Source organism: Azonexus hydrophilus (assembly GCF_038368255.1).
GTDB lineage: Bacteria > Pseudomonadota > Gammaproteobacteria > Burkholderiales > Rhodocyclaceae > Azonexus > Azonexus hydrophilus.
Map to the genome: position 1 here is coordinate 1,239,434 of NZ_CP151406.1, position 20,757 is coordinate 1,260,190.

Genomic DNA, 20,757 nt, shown 5'->3' on the forward strand with positions numbered 1-20,757 from the left:
AGTTTGTACAAGGCCGCCCAGCGGCTCAGGGAATCTGCGCCAGCGCCTGCAATTGCTCGCGGTTGATCGGTTTGACCAGAATGTCGTCGAAGCCGACGGCAAGGAAGCTGGCGCGCTCTTCGGGGAAGGCGTGCGCTGTGTAGGCGATGATCCGGATGTTGCGTCCAGCGTACTGCTGGCGCAGGCGTTCGCAGGTTTCCTCGCCGCTCAGGCCAGGCATGCTGATGTCGAGCAGGACCAGCCGGAAGTCATGGCGGGCGGCGAGTTCGAGCGCGGCTTCGCCGCTGTCGGCCTCGTGTGTCTGCCAGCCCATCTTGCGCAGCAGGGTGGTGGCAATCAGGCGGTTGGTCGGGTGATCGTCGACGATCAGGGCCAGGTGTTCACTCATCCTGCGCTTTCTTCGGCATCAATACGGTAAAGGTCGCTCCCTGGCCGGGCTCGGATTCGACGCTGACCTGGCCGCCCATGTGGGTGACGAGTTGCCGGACCAGCGCCAGCCCCAGGCCGGTGCCGCCGTGTTCGCGGGTGAGGAAGTTTTCCAGCTGCTTGAATTTCTCGAAGATCACTTCCTGATCCTCGCGGGCAATGCCCGGGCCGGTGTCGCGCACGTAAATGGCGATCCATTCCTTCTCGTCGCGGGCGCCAAGGATGATGCTGCCCTGCTGGGTGAATTTGACGGCGTTGCTGAGCAGGTTGTTGATGATCTGGCGCAGGCGGGTGGCGTCGGTTTTCAGGTAATCGGGCAGGTCGGCGGCAAGGTGCAGCGAGATCGTCAGCCCCTTGGCTTCCGCGCTGCTGCGATGCACGGCCAGTGCATTTTCCAGGAAGCCGTGCAGGGGAACCTCGTTCTGCTGGAATTGCATCTCGCCGGCTTCGATCTTGGCCAGGTCGAGGATTTCGCTGACCAGGGTGAGTAGGTGTTCGCCGCTCTGATGGATGATTTTCGCGTATTCGAGATGTTCCGGCGATTGCAGGTCGCTGCGCAGCAGGTCGGCGAAACCCAGAATGCCGTTCAGTGGCGTCCGCAATTCGTGCGAGACGGTCGCCAGGAAGGCCGACTTGGCGCGGCTCGCCTGTTCGGCTTTCTCGCGGGCTTCTTCGAGGCGCTTGAACGACTCTTCGACGGAGTCGGCCATGGCGTTGAAGGAATGCGCCAGTTCGCCCATTTCGTCCTTGGCAGAGTCGTCCAGGCGGCGACGCAGGTCGCCGTCGCGGAAGGCGCGGATGCCGTCGATCATCGAGGTGATCCGGGCAGTCAGCAGATTGGCCATCCAGATGGCGATGAAGATGACCACGACGACCATGGCCACGGTTGATCCCCAGAGACCGATTGCGGTGGTGGTCAGGCTCTGTTCGATGCCTTCCAGCAGGTCGCTGCGCTGGGCCTTGAACTGACGGTCCTTTTCGCCGACCAGGGTATTGATCTTCTCGGCCGTGTCGGTGGCGGCCTTGTGGAAATCGTCCACATTCGCGCCGATGGTGACGAAGCCGAATCCTTGCGGTGTCTTGCCGTACTGGCCGGTGTAATAGGGAATCGCGGCCGCCGTGGTCAGTTTCCACAGGCCGGAGAAGAAGATCACGAAGGAGCCGGAGCCGCCGTGTTCGGTCAGTGCATTCCAGCCGTCGCATTGGGGCGAGAAATTGAGGTAGCGGCAGTCCAGGCCGAGGGTGCCGGCCTTGATCTGCTCGGGCGCCGGCTTGCGGGTCAGGCGCTGGTCGCGGAAGGGGGGAATGTCGGCCAGGAATTCGTGCGAGGGTTTGCCGCTGGCCTGCCATTCGGCGTACAGCTCGGTGTCCAGCCACGGGGTGACCGGGTGGCCGGTCTCCGGGTCGTAGCCGACGATCATGTAATCGCGCGGATGCGAGATTGAGCGGCTCTTATGGTCCCAGATGAAGGCGTAATTGCCCTTGATCGCGTCGATGATCGGTGTGTAGCGCTCGGCGGTCGGCATCAGCCGGTCGGTGAACTGGCGGATGTGGTCGTGATCGAGTGCCAGCGTGACGTAGCCGGTAACCTGGCCGTTGCGCACGACCGGTGTGGCCCAGCGGACGATGCCGCGGAAACGCTTGCCGACGGGATTTTCCGTGCCGGCGTAGGCAGCCTTTTCCGGGGAAAAGGGCAGCCCGATCTTTTCCAGGCGCTCGGGGATGTAGGGACCGATCAGGTCGGTGCGGACGTAGGCGCCGATGACGTCGGATACGTAGATTTCCCCGGGCTTGAGGCTTTTCAGTTCGGCAAAGTAGTTTTCGGCGCGGACAAAGGTGTTGCGACGGTCGCTGACATTCTTCAATGCCTTGTCGGTCAGGTCGCCCTGAGTGATCTTGATCTTTTCGTTGCCGGCCAGGTCGATGTAAGTCATTTCGACGAACAGCGGCGTGACTTCGGGTTCGCCCAGATATTCCGGTGGGCGCAGGTGGAAGTCGCGGGCATTGTCCGGCAGGATGGGGCGCGTCCGTTTGGCTTCAAGGCTGACGGTTTCGACCGGCTCCCAGGTTTTGGTGTCGGGCGCCAGCCGCCAGGGGCCGTGCCGATAGAGGGTGCGCTTACGTTGCGCCAGGAAGCGGCGGAAAGCGGCTTCGCTGAGGTCGCTGTCGGCCGCCTGCAGGATGTCGGCATCGCGGGCATAAAGGAAGCGGGCGATGTTGCGGGCCGCGTCGGTGGTCAGGGTCTCGATGGCCTCGCGTGAGCGCTCGTCGAGTGCCTTGATCGAATCCTCGGTGACTGTCTTGCCAATGTCCTGGATGGTTTGCAGCGAGGTGTCGGCCATGTCGGCCGCCTTCTGCGATACCGCATCGCCCAGGCCCTGCGCCGTGTACCAGGCGAACCAGGCCAGCAGGACCAGTGGTACGACCTTGATCAGAACGAAGATGGAGATCAGCTTGCCGCGGATTCCGTGCAGAAATTTGGGCAGCCGGTTCTTCATTTGGAATGTCTCGGTAGGCGCCGTAGCGGTCAGGCTGAGCTTACTTGTTTTCTGTAGCGGTTGGCGGTGCCGTCTCGGTCGGCGTGGCCGGTACCGCGGTTGTGCTGGCAGTTTCGGTCTCCGCCGCGGCGGCCGGCCGGCGGCGTTTCGCGCCGGGGGGTTCCGGCGGAGGGAGTTGCGGGGCGATGGTTTCCAGCTGGTTCTCCCGCATGTACTCGTCCATCTCGCGCCAGCCGCTGTATACGCTGGCCTTGGGTAGCCAGCTGTAGATTGCGTAACAGTCCTCGATGGCCCGCCCGGAATGGCGGCAGGCGCTGCCGACGGCCTTGCCTTCGGCGTCGACCTTGGCTTCCTTGAGGGCCGGGTTCTCGATGCCGAGCTTGGCGGTCACCTGGTCGCAACCGGCCAGGACCATTGCGGTCAGGCTGAGAATGAGGGCGTGCTTGATCATGCGGGGGATTCTCGCATATCTGTCACCAATCTGTCGAAATCTGGCAACCTGACAAGGCGTTATAATGCGCCGACGTTTTTTGCCGGGTGTTGCACATGCTGCGTGTCGTTCGTTCCTTGTTGATTGTTTCTTCCCTGGTGCTGGCCGGGCCCGGTCATGCTGCCAAAACACCGGCCAAGGCGCCGGCCGTCGAGCCGACGTTGGCGCATAACCTCGATGTTGCCAATGAAGCCCGTCTGGCTGAGATCATCGAGCGCTATCGCAAGGAAACCGGTAATTCGATTCGTCTGGTCCGGATCGAGAAAGGCGACAAGCCGGCGACGCTGAACCTGCTCAGCCGCTATCAGATGAGCGATGTGCTCAGCCAGCCCAAGGATTTTGTGCCGCTGCACTCGATGATGAGCCGGGCGGGTGTCCCGCTGTCGCTGAGCTTGTCGGAAGTGCTCAAGCCGGGCGTCACCGACGCTCGGGGCCGCCTGGTGGCCCTGCCGGTGCTCTATTCGACGCCGGTGCTGTTCTACAACAAGAACGCCTTCCGCAAAGCCGGGCTGAATCCCGACGTGGCGCCGAAGACCTGGTTCGAAATGCAGGGCTATCTCGACAAGCTGCAATCGGCCGGCTATGACTGCCCGTACACCTCGTCGTGGCCGGTGTGGGTGCATATCGACAATGTCAGCGCCGTTTCCGGCGTGCCGGCCACCGACGCCAAGGGCGGACTGCGTTTCAACGCGCTGCCGCAGGTCAAGCATGTGGCGATGATGGCGACCTGGAGCAAGGCCCGCTATTTCCGCCAGTTCGGTCACGGCAATGAAGCCAGCCAGCGGTTCCGCGACGGCCAGTGCGCGATGATCACCACCGATTCCCGCGAGCACGCCGACTTCCAGGATGCGCGCGGTGTCGAACTCGGCGTTGCGCCGCTGCCGTATCACGACGATGTCTATGGCGGTCGCCGTCCGGCGCTGGCCGACGGCCCGTCGCTGTGGGTCGGTGCCGGCAAGCCGGCGGCTGAATATCGTCAGGCGGCGCGTTTTGTTTCCTTCCTGCTGTCGCCGGAAATCCAGATCGAACTGGTGCGCAACCACGGTGGTCTGCCGATGACCGAAGCGGCGCGCCTGGCCTCGCTCAGCCGCCTGCTGCAGGATGGCAAGCAGGCGCTCGACGCAGCCTACGCCTCGCTGCAGGGCAAGGCCGATACGCCGTCGCTGCGGGTCAGCAATGTCGATGGTGCGCGCATCATCGCCGACGAAGAGCTGAGCGCCGTCTGGGCCGACGAGAAGCCGGCCAAGGCCGCGCTCGACACGGCGGTCAGCCGTGGCAATTCGGTACTCGGCGCACGCCCCGCCCTGAAGAAGGTCCAGCCCTTCTGAGCGCTTTACGCCTGCCCCGCTGGATTGCCCACCGGGGCGGCGGCGCGCTGGCGCCCGAAAATACGCTGGCCGGCATCCGTCTGGCGGCCCGGATGGGATTCCGGGCGGTCGAGTTCGACGTGATGTTGAGCGCCGATGCCTCACCTTTCCTGATTCACGACGAAACCCTGGAGCGCACCACCAACGGCCACGGCGCGGTCTGCCGGACCGGCGATCGTGAACTCTCAGCGCTCGACGCCGGCGCCGGCGAACGGGTGCCGAGCCTGAGCGAGGCGGCGCTGCTTTGCCGGCAACTGGGCCTGCGCGCCAATGTCGAAATCAAGCCGGCGCAGGGGCTGGCGCGGCAGACTGCCGAAGTCGTCGTCCGCCAAGCGCAAACTTTGTGGGGCGGCGACTCGCTGCCGCCGCTGTTGTCCTCGTTCTCGCTGGAAGCCCTGGAAATCTGTCGCGATCTCGCGCCGGAACTGCCGCGGGGGGTGCTGTTCGAAACCTTGCCCGGCGATTGGCCGGCGGTGGTTCGCCAACTCGGGGCCGTTTCCGTTCATTGCGACGCGACCCAACTGAGCCCGGAACAGGCGGCAGCGGTTCGCCAGCAGGGTCTGCTGCTGTGTTGCTATACGGTCAACGAAGCGGTACAGGCGGAGCGTCTGCTGGCCTGGGGCGTGAACAGCCTGTTTACTGACCGCCTCGATCTTTTTGCGGCAGACGCTGCCACCTGAGCGCGGATCGGCATTTTTTCTTTTAAAATCACGGGTTCCGTATTCTTCGAGCCCAAGGGGCAGATCGTTCATGAAAAGCGCCGAAATCCGCCAGAAATTCCTCGACTTCTTTGCCGCCAAGGGCCACCAGATCGTCTCGTCCAGCTCGCTGGTGCCGCACGACGATCCGACGCTGCTATTCACCAACGCCGGCATGAATCAGTTCAAGGACGTCTTCCTCGGTTTCGACAAGCGCCCCTACAACCGGGCGACGACCTCGCAAAAATGCGTGCGCGCCGGCGGCAAGCACAACGACCTCGAAAACGTCGGCTACACCGCCCGTCACCACACCTTCTTCGAGATGCTCGGCAACTTCAGCTTCGGCGACTACTTCAAGCGCGACGCGATCAAGTACGCCTGGGAACTGCTCACCGAGGTCTATGGCCTGCCGAAAGACAAGCTGATGGTCACGGTGTATGCCGAGGACGACGAGGCCTACGACATCTGGCACAAGGAAGTCGGCGTGCCGGCCGAGAAAATCGTGCGCATCGGCGACAACAAGGGCAGTCGCTACGCGTCCGACAACTTCTGGATGATGGGTGATACCGGCCCCTGCGGCCCGTGCACCGAAATCTTCTACGACCACGGTGAGAAGCACTGGGGCGGCCCCCCGGGGTCGCCGGAAGAAGACGGCGACCGTTTCATCGAAATCTGGAACAACGTCTTCATGCAGTTCAACCGCGACGAAGCCGGCGTCATGCATCCGCTGCCCAAGCCGTCGGTGGACACCGGTATGGGCCTGGAGCGCATTTCCGCCGTGCTCCAGGGTGTGCATGCCAACTACGAGATCGACCTGTTCCAGGCGCTGATCGCCGCCGCCGCCCGTGAAACCAGCGACGCCGACATGAATTCGCCGTCGCTCAAGGTGCTTGCCGACCATGTCCGTGCCTGCTCCTTCCTGATCGCCGATGGCGTCATCCCGGGCAATGAAGGCCGTGGCTACGTGCTGCGCCGCATCATTCGCCGCGCCATTCGCCACGGCTACAAGCTCGGCGCCCGCGCCGCCTTCTTCCACCGCATCGTCCCCGATCTGGTCGGCGAGATGGGCGAGGCCTATCCGGAACTCAAGGAAAACCAGGCCAAGATCGTCGCCACGCTGAAGCAGGAAGAAGACCGCTTCTTCGCGACCATCGAGAACGGCATGGAAATCCTCGAAGGCGAACTCGCCGCGATGGCCGACAAGGGCGTCACGGTGTTCAACGGCGAAACCGCGTTCAAGCTGCACGACACCTACGGCTTCCCGCTCGACCTGACCGCCGACATCTGCCGCGAGCGCGACGTCACCGTCGACGGCGCCGCCTTCGACGCCGCCATGGCCCGCCAGAAGGAACAGGCGCGTGCCGCTGGCAAGTTCAAGATGGCGGTCAATCTGGAATATGCCGGCGCCGAAACGACCTTCCACGGCTACGAATCGCTCGACGCCAAGGGCAAGGTGCTGGCGCTGTACAAGGACGGCGCGGCGGTCGATGAACTGCACGAAGGTGACCTCGGTGTCGTCGTCCTCGATCACACCCCGTTCTACGCCGAATCCGGCGGCCAGTGCGGCGACCGTGGCGAACTCAAGGGCGTTGGCGGCATCTTCGCGGTCGAAGATACGCTGAAGATCCAGGCCGCCGTGTTCGGCCACCACGGCATCCTCAAGACCGGCAAACTGGCCGTCGGCCAGGAAGTCGGCGCTCGCGTCGATGCCGTCGCCCGCGCTGCCACTGCCCGTAACCATTCGGTCACCCACCTGATGCACAAGGCGCTGCGCGAAGTGCTCGGCGCCCACGTTCAGCAGAAGGGCTCGCAGGTCGATCCGGACAAGACCCGTTTCGACTTCGCCCACAATTCGCCGATGAGCGCCGAGGAAATCCGTGAGGTCGAAGAAATCGTCAATGCCGAGATCCTTGCCAACGCCGCTACCGACAGCCGGGTGATGGGGCTCGAAGACGCGCAGAAATCCGGCGCGATGATGCTCTTCGGCGAGAAGTACGGCGATGAAGTACGCGTCGTCGCCATCGGTTCTTCCAAGGAACTGTGCGGCGGCACCCACGTCGCCCGCAGCGGCGACATCGGTCTGTTCAAGATCGTCTCCGAAGCCGGCGTTGCTGCCGGCGTGCGCCGCGTCGAAGCGGTCACCGGCACCAATGCACTGGCCTACGTCCAGGAACAGGCGACCCGCGTCGCCGGCATCTCGGCGCTGTTGAAGACGCAGCCGGACGATATCGCCGAGCGCATCGCCGGCATGCTCGACAACGTCCGTTCGCTGGAAAAGGAACTGGCCCGCCTGAAGTCCAAACTGGCCGCCTCGCAGGGCGACGATCTGGCCGCCGGCGCGGTCGACGTCAAGGGTGCGAAAGTCCTGGCGGCAACGCTGGAAGGTGCCGACGTGGCGACCCTGCGCGAGACCATGGACAAGTTGAAGGACAAGCTGAAGTCGGCGGCGATCCTGCTGGCTTCGGTGGCCGATGGCAAAGTGACGCTGATCGCCGGCGTCACCGCCGACCTGACCGGCAAGGTCAAGGCCGGCGAGCTGGTCAATATGGTTGCCCAGCAGGTCGGCGGCAAGGGTGGCGGGCGTCCGGACATGGCGCAGGCCGGCGGCACCCAGCCGGAAAACCTGCCGGCGGCGCTGGCTTCGGTCAAGTCCTGGGTGGAGGGAAAACTGTGAAAAAAATGCTGATGATTGCCTTGCTTGCCGCTGGGCCGGCCCTGGCGACGGAACTGGATCGTACGCCACTGACGGCGGTGACGGCCGATGGCCAGTCGGTACGCTTGTTCCCGAACGGTCGCTGGGAATATGTCGATCAGGCCAAGGCGGCGGAAGCGCAGAAAGTTGCTGCCGAATATCCGGAAAACAAGACTCGCCCAATCGAGTCTCAGGGGATCGTGATCGGCGGTATCGGCCGCTACGTGATGCCCGGTGACAAGGATTACAACCGCGGTTCGCTGAATCCGAAGATGCGCTGAGCGCTCAGCGCAGCAAACGATCGTCCGGGGTTTCCCGGACGCATTCCCCGTCGATGAAGTCGCCGCCGCCGGCCTGGCCCGGCATCGGCGCGGCTTCGCGCATGGCCTTGCGCAGGGCGCGGGTCTTCCACCAGAACCAGCCGGCGAAGAGCAAACCGCCGACAGCGGCCACCGCCAGTGCTACCAGCGAGAACATCAGCGCCAGTACGATCAGCACGCCGGTCAGGATGAAGGCAACGATGCGCCCGAGCAGGGTTTGCGGTGGGCGGACGAAGTTGCTGCGGGCGTGAAAGCGATTCATTGTGGCTGACAGGGTTGGGGAAACAGGCTGACATTGTGCCGCAGCATCCTGGCGGCGTTTGTATTGTCTTGTCGCTGCTTGTGTAACCGTAGCCTCAAGCGGATTTTTCCTGGGTCAGGCTGTTGGCCCATTGCAGGGCGCCGGTCTGTGCCCGGTTGAGGGCCTTGGGGCCGATCGCCGGCAGGCGGGCAAAGCAGCTGGCCAGACGCGACAGGTCGCCGCTCTCGCTGCATTCGGTCAGGCTGAGCAGGTCGGCCAGTGGGCCGGTGTCGTCGCACAGCGCGCCTTTGACATCGTCGCCGAGGCCGAGCGGGGCCACGATCTCGCGGATCGGCTGGCCGACCAGCACCGGCATCAGTGACATGATGCCGACCATGAAGGCCTTGTCGGCGAAAGCCGGGTTGGCCGGTTCGACTTCGGCGGCCAGCAGTTCCATCAGGCGGCCGCGGGTTGCCGCCAGTTGCAGCAAGGGGCTGGCGGTGCCGTTCTGGCTGCCGGAAGCGAACAGCAGGAGTTGCAGCCAGCGTTGCAACTGGCGCCGGCCGAGCACGGCGATGGCGTGGCCCAGCGAAGTGATCGTTTCGGTAGTGCCGCTGCCGACCGAATTGGTCATGCGCAGCAGGTTCATGGTCAGGCCGGGTTCGGGTTTCAGCGCCTGTTCAATCGCGCCGGTATCGGCGTCCGACAGCAGCAGGCCCATGAGCTTCATCAGCGAAAGCTGGGAATGGTCGAGCTTGCGGCCGGCGATGATGGTCGGCTTGGCGAAGTAATAGCCCTGGAACAGTGCGAAGCCGAGCTTCATGCATTGTTCCATCTGTTCCCGGGAGTCGACCTTTTCGGCGAGCAGGACTTTGCCGCTCGGCTTCAGTTTCATCGCCAGTTGCATCAGTTCGACGCGGCTGAGCGGCTGGATGTCGACCTTGACGATTTCCACCAGCGAGAGCAGTTCGGCGTATTCCGGGGCGAGCTGGATGACGTCGTCGAGCGCCAGCGTGAAGCCGGCGGCCTTCAACATCCGGCAGCGGTCGACGACGGCTTCGCTGGGCGGAACGGTTTCGAGGATTTCCAGCACCACCGACTGGCGCGGCAGCAGTTCCAGCATGTCGCTGAACAGGAATTCCTCGTCGACGTTGATGAAGCCCCGGCAGTTGCCGAGCGCCGCTTCGACGCCGAGTTCGGTAAAGGCATTGGCAATGACCGTGGCGGTTGCCGCGACGCCGTCGGTGACGTCGGCGGCATTGCCACTGCCGTTGCGGAAGAGCAGTTCGTAAGCGTGGAGCCGCTGGTCGCGGTCAAGGATGGGTTGGCGTCCGAGAAAAAGCTGATCGGCGGCGTCGCTCACGAAATCTCCTTAGAACGGCAGTTGTATCCCCGGCCAGACGGCGTTCAGCGCCTGCCGGAAGCCGGCCTGGATGCGCGCCAGTGCTTCGGCGTTGTCCGCTTCGAAGCGCAGCACGACCACCGGCGTCGTGTTCGACGGCCGGGCCAGGCCGAAACCATCCTTGTATTCTACGCGTACGCCGTCGATGGTGATGATCTCTTCAGCACCGTCGAAGCGGCCTTCGGCCTTGAGCTTGTCGATCAGGACGAAGGGTTCGCCTTCGGCCATCTTGATGTTCAGTTCCGGGGTCGATGGCGAATTCGGCAGCGCCTTCAGCGGGGCATTGACGTCGGCCGAGCGGCTCAGGGTTTCTAGCAGGCGGGCGCCGGTGTACAAACCGTCGTCGAAACCGTACCAGCGTTCCTTGAAGAAGGTGTGGCCGGACATCTCGCCGGCCAGTGGGGCGCCGGTTTCCTTGAGCTTGGCCTTGACCAGCGCGTGGCCGGTGTTCCACATCAGTGGCGTGCCGCCGTGCTGCTTGATCCACGGGGCCAGCAGGCGCGTGCATTTGACGTCGTAGATGATGGTCCCGCCCGGCACGCGCGCCAGCACGTCGGCAGCGAACAGCATCAGTTGGCGGTCCGGGTAGATGATTTCGCCGTCCTTGGTGACGACGCCGAGACGGTCGCCGTCGCCGTCGAAGGCGATGCCGATTTCGGCGTCGGTATCCTTGAGCGCCTGGACCACGTCGGCCAGGTTTTCCGGCTTGGACGGGTCCGGGTGGTGGTTGGGGAAGTTGCCGTCAACCTCGCAATACAACGGCACGATCTCGCAACCCAGGCGCTTGAACAGTTCCGGTGCGACCGCGCCGGCCACCCCGTTACCGCAATCCATGACGATCTTCAGCGGCCGTGCCAGTTTGACGTCGCCGACGATCTTGTCGATGTAGGCGGCAACGACATCGGCGCTGCGCTTGCTGCCCTGGCCGTTGCGTACCTGGCCAGCCTCGATGCGCCGCTTCAGGTCCTGGATCGCGTCGAGTGCCAGCGTGGTGCCGGCGATCACCATCTTCAGGCCGTTGTAGTCGGGCGGGTTGTGGCTGCCGGTGACCGAGACGCAGGAGTTGCAACCGAGCTCATAGGCGGCGAAGTAGGTCAGCGGGGTGGGCACGCAGCCGACGTCGATGGCGTCACAGCCGGCGGCCATGATGCCGTCCATCAGCGCACCAGCCAGTTCTGGTCCCGACAGGCGGCCGTCGCGACCGACGGCGATCGCCGTCTGGCCCTGTTCGAGTGCCAGCGTGCCGAGCGCCTGGCCGATCCTCCGGACGACATCGGCGGTCAGCGATTTGTTGACGATCCCACGAATGTCGTAGGCCTTGAAGATTTCTGCGGGGAGAGCTTGGTTCATGATGGGCGCTTATGACGTTTCGAAAAGGAAGAAGTGTAAGAGCCTTTGCGGGAGCCAGTCCAGCCGTCCGGGAAAACTGCCGCCGACAAAACCGACGTGACCGCCGCTGGCCGGTTGTTCAAGGCGGACGCAGGCGGCCACTTCGGCGGCGCCGGGCAAGAAGCGGGCGGGCAGAAACGGGTCGTTCTTCGGATTGACCGCGAGTGCCGGGACGGCAATCGATTTCAGGAAGGGCTTGGCCGAACAGCGCCGCCAGTAATCGTCGGCGCCGGCAAAGCCGTGCACCGGGCCGGTGACGGCGTCGTCGAACTGCCACAGGTTGGCGGCGCGGCGCATGCGGGCTTCGTCGAAAATGCCGGGGAAGCGGCGCAGGCGCTCGGCCGAGATGGCTTTCAAAGTGTTCAGGAAGTGCCGGGTATAGACGCGGTTGAAACCGCGCGCCAGGTGGTGGCCGCAGGCGGCGAGGTCGAGCGGCGCGCACATCGCGGCGACGCCGGTCACCACCTCGGCGGCGGCTGTGCCGCGTTCGCCGGCCCACTTGAGCAACGCGTTGCCGCCGAGCGAGACGCCGGCCGCGTGCAGTCGCCGGCCACCTTGCCCGGCCTGGATGCGACGAAGGATCCAGTCGATCTCGTCGCTGTCGCCGGAATGGTAGGCACGTGGCTGCCGATTGAGTTCGCCCGAGCAGCCGCGGAAATGCGGCAGCATCAGGCGCCAGCCGGCGGCCCGGCAGGCGTGCGCGGTCGAGATCGCGTAGTGGCTGCGCGAACTGCCTTCGAGACCGTGGAAAAGCACCAGCGTCGGTGCGTCGTCCGGCGCATCGAGAAAATCTACGTCGATGAAATCGCCGTCCGGCGTCGGCCAGCGTTCCCGGCGCAGCGGCAGCGGGCGCGGCTTGATCAGCAGCGGCCACAGCGTCTGCAGGTGGCCGCCCGGCAGCCAGGACGGCGCGTGATAGGCGGGCGGTTGAGCGCTCAATGCAGGGTGTGCGGCATGGCGTCGGCCATCGCCTGGTGGCCGTCGTCGGCGGCCGAGGCGTGGCGGCTGGCCAGGCGCCAGCCGTGGGCGCCCCGGACATAGACGTGGGTGACGTGCAGCGGCCCGTGCGGCGAGGGATCGTCCCCGACGAACAGGATTTCGGTCAGGTGATGTACCGCCATCACCGTGCCCTGCCAGTGGGCGATGCGCTCGGGCTGGATACGCAGGCGGGCGTTGGCAAAGATGCTGCGCCAGCTTTCGCGGATCGGCACGATGCCGGTCAGGCGCACCCCGGTCGGATGCACGCACAGGGTTTCGTCGTCCTCGCACCAGTAGTGCATCAACAGGTCGGCATCGCCGCCGGTGAGGGCGTCGTAAAAGGCGATTTCCAGGTCGTCGGGCGAGGCGAAAGTGATCGGCTGGCTCATGCGGGTATCCATTTCTCGCAGGCGGCGGCGACTTGCGCGGGGTAGAGCCGGTTCAGGCAATCGAGGTGGCCGAGCGGGCAGTCGCGCTTGAAGCAGGGGCTGCAGTCGAGTTTCAGGCTGAGGATGTCGGCCCGGTCGGACAGCGGCGGCGTGAAACCGGGCGACGACGAGCCGTAGAGGGCGACGATGGGCCGGTCGACGGCAGCGGCGACATGCATCAAGCCGGAATCGTTGCAGACCACGAAATCGCTCAGGGCGAGCAGGTCGACCGCCTGGTCGAGGGTCGTTGTGCCACAGAGGTTGCGACAGCAGCCGGGGGCCAGCGTAGCGATTTCCTCGGCGACCGCGTGATCCTTGGGCGAGCCGAACAGCCACACGGCGTAGCCACGCCCGGCGAGTGCTCTCGCCAGTTCGGCGAAATGCGCCGCCGGCCAGCGCTTGGCCGGGCCGTACTCGGCGCCGGGGCAGAAAGCGACGACCCGGGCCGGACGTTCCATGCCGAGTTCGCCGAGCGTGCGTGCCTGGTCGGCGGCGGTCGAGCGCAGGCGCGGATGGGCGAGCGGCCGCTGTAGCGCGGCACCGGGCATCTCGGCCAGTTGCATGAAACGTTCGAGCATCAGCGGCAGGGCCGCCTTGTCGAGCGTGTGGCGGACGTTGATCAGGCCATAGCGCGACTCGCCGGTGAAACCGACGCGTTGCGGAATGCCGGCGAGAAACGGGACCAGTGCCGACTTCAGCGAGTTGGGCAGGACCCAGACGGCGTCGTAATCGCGCGCCGCCAGTTCGCGGGCCAGCCGCCAGCGTGCCTTGAGCGAGAGCTGGCCGTGGCCGAAAGGACTGTCGACGAGGTCGGCGATCTCGTCCATGCGGCGCAGCACCGGCGCCACCCAGCGCGGTGCCAGGGCGTCGATCTGCAGGCCGGGATGGCGCTCGACCAGCCGCGCGAACAGCGGCTGCGCCATGATCGTGTCGCCGATCCACGAGGGGGCGACGATGAGGGCTTTCTTCATGTGAAAACGGCGGGTGTTGTGCCCGCCGTCCCTGTGTCAGTGATGGCCCTTGGGCGCCTCACCGGTGAAGACATACTTCGTGCTGCAGTAGGGGCAGACGACTTCGCCGGTCTTCAGCACGTCGAGGAAGACGCGCGGATGCTGGCTCCACAGCGCCGAGCCCGGCTGCGGGCAGTGCAGCGGCAGGTCGGCTGCGGTGACTTCGATGGTCTTGTTATCGGACATCGTTCTCTCCCTGAGGATAGCGATCAGACGTGGGCCAGCCAGTCGGCGTGGGCGGCCGAGCGGCCATAGACCACGTCGAAGTACTTTTCCTGCAGTGCCTTGGTGATCGGGCCGCGGTGGCCGGGGCCGATCTGGCGGTTGTCGAGTTCGCGGATCGGCGTCACTTCGGCGGCGGTGCCGGTGAAGAAAGCCTCGTCGGCGCAATAGACTTCGTCGCGGGTGATGCGCTTCTCGACGACTTCGATGCCCAGTTCGCCGGCCAGTTGCATGACCGTGGCGCGGGTGATGCCTTCCAGGCAGGCGGTCAGGTCCGGCGTGTACAGCTTGCCGTTCTTGACGATGAACAGGTTCTCGCCGGCGCCTTCGCAGGCATAGCCTTCCGGATCGAGCAGCAGGGCTTCGTCGTAGCCGTCGGCGGTGGCCTCGTTGTTGGCCAGGATCGAGTTCATGTAGTTACCCGAGGCCTTGGCGCGGACCATGGTGATGTTCACATGGTGACGGGTGTAGGACGAGGTCTTGATGCGGATGCCGCGCTGCAGGCCTTCCTCACCGAGGTAGGCACCCCACGGCCAGGCGGCGATGATCACGTGCACCTTGGCGCCCTTGGGCGAAACGCCCATCTTTTCCGAGCCGTAGAAGGCGAGCGGACGTAGGTAGCCGGATTCGAGCTTGTTGGCGCGGATGACTTCCTTCTGCGCCTCGTTCAGTTCTTCCTGCGAGTACGGCATCTGCATCTGGAAGATGTGCGCCGAGCGGAACAGGCGCTCGGTATGTTCCTTGAGCCGGAAGATCGCGGTGCCGGATTCGGTCTTGTAGGCGCGGACGCCCTCGAAAACGCCCATGCCGTAGTGCAGGGAGTGGGTGAGGACGTGGGTGGTCGCTTCGCGCCAGGGCACAAGCTTGCCATCCTGCCAAATGAAACCGTCGCGATCCGACATGGACATGGTGGGAATCTCCGTGATGCTCTCTTGAAAGCAGACGATTTTAGCCGAAATCAGCGGTTAAAATAATGCTTTTGCACAAGATGCCACCGATGATCTGGAAGCCGAACGTGACTGTCGCCGCCGTGATTTTCCGCGACGGGAAATTCCTGCTGGTCGAGGAGGAAACCGAAACCGGGCTGGCCTTCAATCAGCCGGCCGGTCACCTCGAACAAGGCGAAGCGCTGGTCGATGCGGTGATCCGCGAAACGATCGAGGAAACCGCCTACCACTTCAAGCCGACGCATCTGGTTGGCGTCTATAACTGGCGGCATCCGGCCAAGGATGTCACCTACCTGCGTTTTGCCTTTACCGGCGAATTGCGAGGCTACGATGCCGGTCGCCGGCTCGACGACGGTATCGTCGGCGCCCGCTGGCTGACCCTCGACGAAGTCCGGGCCACGCAGGCGCGCCATCGCAGCCCGCTGATCCTGCGCTGTTGCGAGGACTGGTTGGCCGGTAAACGCTATCCGCTCGATCTGCTGGTGCATTACGACTGATGCGTCGGCTGTTCGCGCTGCTGGCCTTTTTTGCGCTGCCGGTGGCGGCGGCCGGCGAAGCGCGGGTGTCGGTGTGCCACGGTTACAGTTGTGTCGCCCAGGCGGAGATCGTGTACTCGGCGGCACAGCTGGACGAAATCCGGCGCTTGCTGCTTGCTGCCGCTGATGCGCCGGGGGAACGCGATGCCCTGGCCGAGGTCGTAGGACGGCTGTATCGATGGGGCGGTGAGCAGTCGGCGATCGCCAGCGACCGTGCGGGGAATTTTGCGGATGGTGATGGGGTGGGCCGGATGGATTGCATCGACCACTCGACCTCGACCACGCGGCTGCTGCATCTGCTGGGCGAGCGCAAATGGTTGCGCTGGCATCGTGTGCTGGAACCGCAGGCGCGATATTTTCTGGGGCTGATCGCCAACCACTGGTCGGCGGTCATCGAAGCGAGCGACGGCGAGCGTTACGTCGTCGATAGCTGGTTTGTGAACAACGGAGAGCCGGCGGTGATTCTGCCGCTGGACGAATGGAAGAAAGGGGCTGGGCCCGATGTCTAAGGGAACCGTGGTGGTGGGATTGTCCGGCGGCGTCGATTCGTCGGTCGCAGCGCTGCTGTTGAAGCGCCAGGGCTGGAAGGTGATCGGCCTGTTCATGAAGAACTGGGAAGACGACGACAATGACGAATACTGCTCGACGCGCCAGGACCTGGTCGATGTGATGAGCGTCGCCGACGTCATCGGTATCGATGTCGAGGTGGTCAATTTCGCTGCCGAATACCGTGACCGCGTGTTCGCCGAGTTTCTGCGCGAGTACCAGGCCGGGCGCACCCCGAATCCGGACATCCTGTGCAACTCGGAAATCAAGTTCAAGGCCTTCCTTGACCACGCCATGCAACTGGGCGCCGAGAAGATCGCCACCGGTCACTACGCCGGCGTGCGCGAGTTCAACGGCGAATACCAGTTGCTCAAGGCCGAGGACGGGACCAAGGACCAGAGCTATTTCCTCTACCGGCTGAACCAGGCGCAGTTGTCGAAGACGCTGTTCCCGCTGGCCGACCTGTACAAGCGTGAAGTGCGCAAGATCGCCGAAAGCGAAGGCCTGCACGTCGCCACCAAGAAGGACTCGACCGGCATCTGCTTCATCGGCGAGCGGCCGTTCAAGGACTTCCTGAGTCGCTACCTGCCGCCCAAACAGGGCGAAATCCGCCGTCTCGACGACGGCAAGGTGCTCGGTAGCCACGACGGTCTGATGTACCACACCATCGGCCAGCGCAAAGGCCTGCACATCGGCGGTTTGAAGGAGAAGGGCCAGCCCGGCGGTGGCGATCACGACGCCTGGTTTGTCGCCGGCAAGGACATGGAGAAGAACGTGCTCTACGTCGTCCAGGGGCACGATCACCCGGCACTGCTGCGCGACGATCTGCTGGCCGAGCAGTTGAGCTGGGTGTCCGGACGGGCGCCGCACACCCACTGGGTTTACACCGCCAAGCCGCGTTACCGGACCAGCGATCAGCCCTGCCATGTCGAGGCGGTCGATGGCGAAACCTGCACGATCCGCTTCGCCGAACCGCAGTGGGCGCTCACGCCGGGTCAGTCGGTGGTGGTTTACGAAAGCCGGGTTTGCCTGGGCGGTGGGGTGATCCGCTAGTCGCCGTCAGGCAGCGCGCATCGGCGAGTGTTCGATGACGTGGCGGAAGGCGTGCAGGAGGTCGGGGTCGAATTTTTCGGCGTCCGGCCCGGACATCAGGTCGATGATTTCGTGATGCGTGCGTCCCGGATGGTAGGGGCGCGGCGCCGCCATCGCGTCGTAGTTGTCGGTCAGCGAGACGATGCGGGCGAATAGCGGAATCGCGGTGCCGCGCAGGCCGTCCGGATAACCCGTGCCGTCGAAGTTCTCGTGGTGGTGACGGACGATTTCAGCAAGCCGGTCAGCGCGTTGATCGGCGATGGCGCGAACGATCCTTTCGCCGATCAGCGGGTGGCGGCGCATGGTCTCCAGTTCGTCTTCGGCAAAGCGGCCGGGCTTGTGCAGCACGCGGTCGGGGATGCCGATCTTGCCGATGTCGTGCAGGCCGGCGCCGAGGCTGAGCAGGGCGAGTTCATTGCTGTCGAGCTCGATGTGCCGGCCGAGTTCCTGGGCCAGTGCAACGACCCGGCTGCAGTGGTCGTGGGTGTCACCATCGCGCTCGTTGAGTGCGGTGCAGAGTGAGTTGAAAATCCGGTGCATGGGCGTGATCTAAAAGGGGGAGTGCTTCATTGACCCTGCAGATGCTGCCGGGTTCAGAATAAAAAAGGCGCCGTTGCGGCGCCCTGGTAAGGTGTTTTCGACCGGGTCAGGTCTGCGGCACGGTGTCGATGAACGACTGGCGCTGCATCAGCTTGTCGTACAGGCGGGCCAGGTTGGGGTGGCTTTCCTGCCAGGCGATGTCGGGGAAGCGCAGGCAGAGGTAGCCGAGTGAGGCACCGACAGCGATGTCGGCCAGCGAGAAATGGGTGCCCATGCAGAAGTTCTTTTCGCCCAGATGCGTTTCCATGAAGCGCAGCGTCCGCGTGATCACGTCGCGCTGGCGGGCGATCCAGTCGGCACTCTGTTCCTTCTTCGGGCGCAGGCCTTCCATGACCGCACTGACGGCCGCGTCGTTGAGGCCGTCGGCGACGGCTTCCCAGCGTTTGACCTCGGTGCGCTCGCGGTTCGGCGCCGGCAGCAGCTTGTTGTTCGGGGTGATGTTGTCGATGTGCTCGACGATGACCCGCGAGTCGAACAGCGGGGTGTCGTCGTCAAGCAGCAGGGCCGGAATGCGGCCCAGCGGATTGATGTCGGGTACGGTGCTACCGGCCTGACGGGGCGAATCGATCACGAAATCGTATTCCATCTTTTTTTCAGCCAGGACGATCCGGACTTTGCGGACGTAGGGGCTGGTATGGGTGCCGATCAGCTTCATCGCATGCTCTTGGATTGGGGAGTGCAATTATAGCGTATGGCGCTGGGTGTGGTCGGGCGGGTAAAATCACGCCCTCACCGAAAAGGATGTATTTATGGACTTCAATCCCCTGACCGCCATTTCCCCGCTCGACGGCCGCTACGCCGGCAAGGTCGACGCCCTGCGCGAACATTTCTCCGAGTTCGGCCTGATCCGTGCCCGCCTCAAGGTCGAGATCGAGTGGCTGAAGGCGCTCGCCGCTGAAGCGCATTTCACCGAAATCGCCGCTTTCTCGCCGGCGACCATCGCCGAACTGGATGCGCTGGTCGCCAATTTCGGCCCGGTGCAGGCAGCCGAGGTCAAGGCCATTGAAGCCACCACCAACCATGACGTCAAGGCGCTCGAATACTGGATCAAGGGCAAGACCAAGGGCAACGCCGAAGTGGTCAAGGTCAGCGAGTTCATCCACTTCGCCTGCACTTCCGAAGACATCAACAACCTGTCGCACGCGCTGATGTGTCAGGGCGCCCGCGAACAGGCCATGCTGCCGACGCTGGACAAGGTCATCGAGAAGCTGCGCGAACTGGCCCACGCCTACGCCGACATCCCGATGATGAGCCGTACCCACGGCCAGCCGGCGACGCCGTCGACGATGGGCAAGGAAATGGCCAACGTCGCTTACCGCCTGCAACGCGCCCGCGTCCGTATCGCCGGCGTCGAACTGCTCGGCAAGATCAACGGTGCCGTCGGCAACTACAACGCCCACCTGGCCGCCTACCCGGGCTACGACTGGGAAGGCTTTGCCAAGCGCTTCGTTGAGTCGCTCGGCCTGACCTTCAACCCCTATACCATCCAGATCGAGCCGCACGACGCGCTGGCCGAGCTGTTCGACGCCTTTGCCCGCGCCAACAGCATTCTGGTCGACCTCGACCGCGACGTCTGGGGCTACATCTCGCTCGGTTTCTTCAAGCAGAAGGTCAAGGCCGGCGAAATCGGCTCGTCGACGATGCCGCACAAGGTCAATCCGATCGACTTCGAGAACTCCGAAGGCAACCTCGGCCTGGCCAATGCCGTCCTCAAGCACCTCGCCGAAAAGCTGCCGATCTCGCGCTGGCAGCGCGACCTGACCGATTCGACGGTGCTCCGCAACATGGGCGTCGGCCTCGGCTACACGCTGCTCGGCTACGATTCGCTGTTGAAGGGCCTGGGCAAGCTGGAAATCAATGCCGACCTGATGAAGGCCGACCTCGACGCCAACTGGGAGCTGCTCGCCGAGCCGATCCAGACGGTGATGCGCCGCTACGCCGTGCCGAACGCCTACGAAAAGCTCAAGGAACTGACCCGCGGCACCCGCGTGTCGCGCGACGGCATGCAGGCCTTCGTGTCCACGCTGGACATTCCGGAAGCCGCCAAGGCCGAACTGCTCAAGCTGACGCCGTGGGACTACACCGGCAAGGCCGCCGAACTGGCCAAGCGTATCTGATAGCAACGACCCCGACAGGCCGATTCGCTTTGCGGATCGGCCTTTTTCATGGAGAAAAAAATGTCCTTTTCCGAAAACCTGAAGAAATTACCCGGCATCTCCCACCTGGCCGCCCTCAATTTGCTCGATGCCGACGGCAATGTCGTCGCCACGATCGAGAACAAGGCCGGCAGCCAGGGTTCGCTGGCCGTCTACAACCATCTGGCCCAGACCTACGGTTCGATCAATGTCGAAGCGGCAAAAAAAGGCATTGAAATCTTTGCCGAACACAGCGAGGACGAGCGCGCCAACCCCGGCAAGCACCCGAATATCGCCCGTCTGCTGAAGATCGAAGCCGGGGCGCCGGTGCTGCGGGTCAAGCACGTATTCGCGGTTTGAGGCGACGCCTCAGTCCGCGTCTTCAACAAAGGTCCATTCCCGCCCGTCGGCCCGCAGGCACAAACGGCCGTCGCTCAGGGTGACGGCAAGCCCGGGATAGTCGATATCCAGCGCGCTCTCGAAGCGCGCACCGTTGCGGAAGCCGAGTTGCAGGCGGCCGGCTTGCGGCAGGACCTCCAGGCGTCCCTGGCAGGCCGGGCAACGGGCGGCGAGAATGCCGCCCTCGCTATCGACCAGTTCGTCGCAGGCATCGAGCCAGGCCGAAGGGGGGATTTTTGCGCCGCAAAGAGGGCAGTTGGCGTCGCGTTTCATTCCAGACTCCGGTTGCATTCATGAACCGCCAGCTTAGCGCGAACCGCTTTCGCCAGAACGAACTTTGT

23 protein-coding genes are annotated in these 20,757 nt (G+C 64.2%); 9 read left to right on the plus strand and 14 right to left on the minus strand.

Going from position 1 to position 20,757, the window contains the following annotated elements; genetic code table 11:
• Positions 1 to 25 precede the first annotated feature (25 nt).
• Genes AADV58_RS06025 through AADV58_RS06035 form a run of 3 tightly spaced genes read right to left on the minus strand, consistent with a single transcriptional unit; the run spans position 26 to position 3,375 of the window.
• Positions 26 to 388 carry a response regulator gene (locus AADV58_RS06025; protein WP_028996217.1) on the minus strand — a complete coding sequence of 121 codons (363 nt, stop codon included), beginning with the start codon at positions 386 to 388 and terminating at the stop codon, positions 26 to 28.
• Positions 381 to 2,924, minus strand: coding sequence for an ATP-binding protein (locus tag AADV58_RS06030; RefSeq protein ID WP_341744317.1), 2,544 nt, complete (start codon positions 2,922 to 2,924; stop codon positions 381 to 383). The genes AADV58_RS06025 and AADV58_RS06030 overlap by 8 nt, the downstream gene beginning before the upstream one ends.
• A gap of 40 nt (positions 2,925 to 2,964) precedes the next feature.
• Positions 2,965 to 3,375: a hypothetical protein gene (locus tag AADV58_RS06035; protein WP_341744318.1), complete on the minus strand. Its 411-nt coding sequence runs from the start codon at positions 3,373 to 3,375 to the stop codon at positions 2,965 to 2,967.
• 95 nt (positions 3,376 to 3,470) lie between these two features.
• Between AADV58_RS06035 and AADV58_RS06040 the strand changes: the two genes are divergently transcribed.
• The 4 genes from AADV58_RS06040 (at position 3,471) to AADV58_RS06055 (ending at position 8,452) form a co-directional block, all read left to right on the plus strand.
• The gene (locus AADV58_RS06040; RefSeq protein ID WP_341744319.1) at positions 3,471 to 4,742 is read left to right on the plus strand and encodes an extracellular solute-binding protein; all 1,272 of its coding nucleotides are present in this window, start codon (positions 3,471 to 3,473) and stop codon (positions 4,740 to 4,742) included.
• An 11-nt stretch (positions 4,743 to 4,753) separates the two neighbouring features.
• The gene (gene ugpQ / locus AADV58_RS06045) at positions 4,754 to 5,461 is read left to right on the plus strand and encodes a glycerophosphodiester phosphodiesterase (protein WP_424243842.1); all 708 of its coding nucleotides are present in this window, start codon (positions 4,754 to 4,756) and stop codon (positions 5,459 to 5,461) included.
• 70 nt (positions 5,462 to 5,531) lie between these two features.
• Positions 5,532 to 8,153: an alanine--tRNA ligase gene (alaS, locus tag AADV58_RS06050; RefSeq protein ID WP_341744320.1), complete on the plus strand. Its 2,622-nt coding sequence runs from the start codon at positions 5,532 to 5,534 to the stop codon at positions 8,151 to 8,153.
• 5 nt (positions 8,154 to 8,158) lie between these two features.
• Positions 8,159 to 8,452, plus strand: a complete 294-nt coding sequence (locus AADV58_RS06055; protein ID WP_281984376.1) for a hypothetical protein — start codon at positions 8,159 to 8,161, stop codon at positions 8,450 to 8,452.
• Positions 8,453 to 8,456: 4 nt separating this feature from the next.
• On the opposite strand, the gene AADV58_RS06060 is transcribed toward AADV58_RS06055, so the two are convergent.
• The 8 genes from AADV58_RS06060 to AADV58_RS06095 all read right to left on the minus strand — a co-directional run bounded on the left by AADV58_RS06060 (position 8,457) and on the right by AADV58_RS06095 (position 15,069).
• Complete coding sequence (locus tag AADV58_RS06060; protein WP_281984365.1) at positions 8,457 to 8,753, minus strand: hypothetical protein; 297 nt, start codon at positions 8,751 to 8,753, stop codon at positions 8,457 to 8,459.
• Between the two features lie 94 nt (positions 8,754 to 8,847).
• Positions 8,848 to 10,095 carry an EAL and HDOD domain-containing protein gene (locus AADV58_RS06065; RefSeq protein ID WP_341744321.1) on the minus strand — a complete coding sequence of 416 codons (1,248 nt, stop codon included), beginning with the start codon at positions 10,093 to 10,095 and terminating at the stop codon, positions 8,848 to 8,850.
• 9 nt (positions 10,096 to 10,104) lie between these two features.
• Positions 10,105 to 11,484 carry a phosphomannomutase/phosphoglucomutase gene (locus AADV58_RS06070; RefSeq protein ID WP_341744322.1) on the minus strand — a complete coding sequence of 460 codons (1,380 nt, stop codon included), beginning with the start codon at positions 11,482 to 11,484 and terminating at the stop codon, positions 10,105 to 10,107.
• A gap of 9 nt (positions 11,485 to 11,493) precedes the next feature.
• The gene (locus tag AADV58_RS06075) at positions 11,494 to 12,462 is read right to left on the minus strand and encodes a YheT family hydrolase (protein WP_028996207.1); all 969 of its coding nucleotides are present in this window, start codon (positions 12,460 to 12,462) and stop codon (positions 11,494 to 11,496) included.
• Complete coding sequence (locus AADV58_RS06080) at positions 12,459 to 12,890, minus strand: YybH family protein (RefSeq protein WP_028996206.1); 432 nt, start codon at positions 12,888 to 12,890, stop codon at positions 12,459 to 12,461. Before AADV58_RS06080 ends, AADV58_RS06075 begins: the two co-directional genes overlap by 4 nt.
• On the minus strand, positions 12,887 to 13,900 hold the full coding sequence (gene waaF / locus AADV58_RS06085; RefSeq protein WP_341744323.1) for a lipopolysaccharide heptosyltransferase II: 1,014 nt from the start codon (positions 13,898 to 13,900) through the stop codon (positions 12,887 to 12,889). Before waaF ends, AADV58_RS06080 begins: the two co-directional genes overlap by 4 nt.
• A 36-nt stretch (positions 13,901 to 13,936) precedes the next feature.
• Entirely contained in the window at positions 13,937 to 14,125 is a 189-nt protein-coding gene (locus AADV58_RS06090; RefSeq protein ID WP_028996204.1) for a zinc-finger domain-containing protein, read from the minus strand.
• Positions 14,126 to 14,148: 23 nt separating this feature from the next.
• The gene (locus AADV58_RS06095; RefSeq protein ID WP_028996203.1) at positions 14,149 to 15,069 is read right to left on the minus strand and encodes a branched-chain amino acid transaminase; all 921 of its coding nucleotides are present in this window, start codon (positions 15,067 to 15,069) and stop codon (positions 14,149 to 14,151) included.
• A 65-nt stretch (positions 15,070 to 15,134) separates the two neighbouring features.
• Here AADV58_RS06095 and AADV58_RS06100 point away from each other — a divergent pair, with 65 nt between their 5' ends.
• From AADV58_RS06100 to mnmA, 3 genes are read left to right on the plus strand one after another with little or no spacing between them, the layout of a single operon-like run.
• Positions 15,135 to 15,605 carry an NUDIX hydrolase gene (locus AADV58_RS06100; protein WP_424243835.1) on the plus strand — a complete coding sequence of 157 codons (471 nt, stop codon included), beginning with the start codon at positions 15,135 to 15,137 and terminating at the stop codon, positions 15,603 to 15,605.
• Complete coding sequence (locus AADV58_RS06105; protein WP_341744324.1) at positions 15,605 to 16,153, plus strand: hypothetical protein; 549 nt, start codon at positions 15,605 to 15,607, stop codon at positions 16,151 to 16,153. The genes AADV58_RS06100 and AADV58_RS06105 overlap by 1 nt, the downstream gene beginning before the upstream one ends.
• Positions 16,146 to 17,243, plus strand: a complete 1,098-nt coding sequence (gene mnmA / locus AADV58_RS06110) for a tRNA 2-thiouridine(34) synthase MnmA (RefSeq protein ID WP_028996200.1) — start codon at positions 16,146 to 16,148, stop codon at positions 17,241 to 17,243. Before AADV58_RS06105 ends, mnmA begins: the two co-directional genes overlap by 8 nt.
• Before the next feature lie 6 nt (positions 17,244 to 17,249).
• On the opposite strand, the gene AADV58_RS06115 is transcribed toward mnmA, so the two are convergent.
• A complete protein-coding gene (locus tag AADV58_RS06115; protein ID WP_028996199.1) occupies positions 17,250 to 17,822 on the minus strand; it encodes an HD-GYP domain-containing protein in 573 nt (190 codons plus the stop codon).
• A gap of 106 nt (positions 17,823 to 17,928) precedes the next feature.
• Positions 17,929 to 18,537, minus strand: coding sequence for a glutathione S-transferase N-terminal domain-containing protein (locus AADV58_RS06120; RefSeq protein WP_028996198.1), 609 nt, complete (start codon positions 18,535 to 18,537; stop codon positions 17,929 to 17,931).
• A 94-nt stretch (positions 18,538 to 18,631) separates the two neighbouring features.
• Between AADV58_RS06120 and purB the strand changes: the two genes are divergently transcribed.
• Both purB and AADV58_RS06130 read left to right on the plus strand, forming a co-directional pair.
• On the plus strand, positions 18,632 to 19,999 hold the full coding sequence (gene purB, locus AADV58_RS06125; RefSeq protein ID WP_341744325.1) for an adenylosuccinate lyase: 1,368 nt from the start codon (positions 18,632 to 18,634) through the stop codon (positions 19,997 to 19,999).
• A 60-nt stretch (positions 20,000 to 20,059) separates the two neighbouring features.
• Positions 20,060 to 20,377 carry a DUF2322 family protein gene (locus tag AADV58_RS06130; protein WP_028996196.1) on the plus strand — a complete coding sequence of 106 codons (318 nt, stop codon included), beginning with the start codon at positions 20,060 to 20,062 and terminating at the stop codon, positions 20,375 to 20,377.
• Between the two features lie 9 nt (positions 20,378 to 20,386).
• Here AADV58_RS06130 and AADV58_RS06135 read toward each other — a convergent pair whose 3' ends face one another.
• A complete protein-coding gene (locus AADV58_RS06135; protein ID WP_028996195.1) occupies positions 20,387 to 20,689 on the minus strand; it encodes a hypothetical protein in 303 nt (100 codons plus the stop codon).
• Between the last annotated feature and the right edge of the window lie 68 nt (positions 20,690 to 20,757).

Coding starts and splice junctions, on each gene's coding strand:
- AADV58_RS06025 (WP_028996217.1), bottom strand. CDS start 388: ATGAGTGAACACCTGGCCCTGATCGTCGACGATCACCCGACCAACCGC.
- AADV58_RS06030 (WP_341744317.1), bottom strand. CDS start 2,924: ATGAAGAACCGGCTGCCCAAATTTCTGCACGGAATCCGCGGCAAGCTG.
- AADV58_RS06035 (WP_341744318.1), bottom strand. CDS start 3,375: ATGATCAAGCACGCCCTCATTCTCAGCCTGACCGCAATGGTCCTGGCC.
- AADV58_RS06040 (WP_341744319.1), top strand. CDS start 3,471: ATGCTGCGTGTCGTTCGTTCCTTGTTGATTGTTTCTTCCCTGGTGCTG.
- alaS (WP_341744320.1), top strand. CDS start 5,532: ATGAAAAGCGCCGAAATCCGCCAGAAATTCCTCGACTTCTTTGCCGCC.
- AADV58_RS06055 (WP_281984376.1), top strand. CDS start 8,159: ATGCTGATGATTGCCTTGCTTGCCGCTGGGCCGGCCCTGGCGACGGAA.
- AADV58_RS06060 (WP_281984365.1), bottom strand. CDS start 8,753: ATGAATCGCTTTCACGCCCGCAGCAACTTCGTCCGCCCACCGCAAACC.
- AADV58_RS06070 (WP_341744322.1), bottom strand. CDS start 11,484: ATGAACCAAGCTCTCCCCGCAGAAATCTTCAAGGCCTACGACATTCGT.
- AADV58_RS06080 (WP_028996206.1), bottom strand. CDS start 12,890: ATGAGCCAGCCGATCACTTTCGCCTCGCCCGACGACCTGGAAATCGCC.
- waaF (WP_341744323.1), bottom strand. CDS start 13,900: ATGAAGAAAGCCCTCATCGTCGCCCCCTCGTGGATCGGCGACACGATC.
- AADV58_RS06090 (WP_028996204.1), bottom strand. CDS start 14,125: ATGTCCGATAACAAGACCATCGAAGTCACCGCAGCCGACCTGCCGCTG.
- AADV58_RS06095 (WP_028996203.1), bottom strand. CDS start 15,069: ATGTCCATGTCGGATCGCGACGGTTTCATTTGGCAGGATGGCAAGCTT.
- AADV58_RS06100 (WP_424243835.1), top strand. CDS start 15,135: ATGCTTTTGCACAAGATGCCACCGATGATCTGGAAGCCGAACGTGACT.
- AADV58_RS06105 (WP_341744324.1), top strand. CDS start 15,605: ATGCGTCGGCTGTTCGCGCTGCTGGCCTTTTTTGCGCTGCCGGTGGCG.
- mnmA (WP_028996200.1), top strand. CDS start 16,146: ATGTCTAAGGGAACCGTGGTGGTGGGATTGTCCGGCGGCGTCGATTCG.
- AADV58_RS06115 (WP_028996199.1), bottom strand. CDS start 17,822: ATGCACCGGATTTTCAACTCACTCTGCACCGCACTCAACGAGCGCGAT.
- AADV58_RS06120 (WP_028996198.1), bottom strand. CDS start 18,537: ATGAAGCTGATCGGCACCCATACCAGCCCCTACGTCCGCAAAGTCCGG.
- purB (WP_341744325.1), top strand. CDS start 18,632: ATGGACTTCAATCCCCTGACCGCCATTTCCCCGCTCGACGGCCGCTAC.
- AADV58_RS06130 (WP_028996196.1), top strand. CDS start 20,060: ATGTCCTTTTCCGAAAACCTGAAGAAATTACCCGGCATCTCCCACCTG.
- AADV58_RS06135 (WP_028996195.1), bottom strand. CDS start 20,689: ATGAAACGCGACGCCAACTGCCCTCTTTGCGGCGCAAAAATCCCCCCT.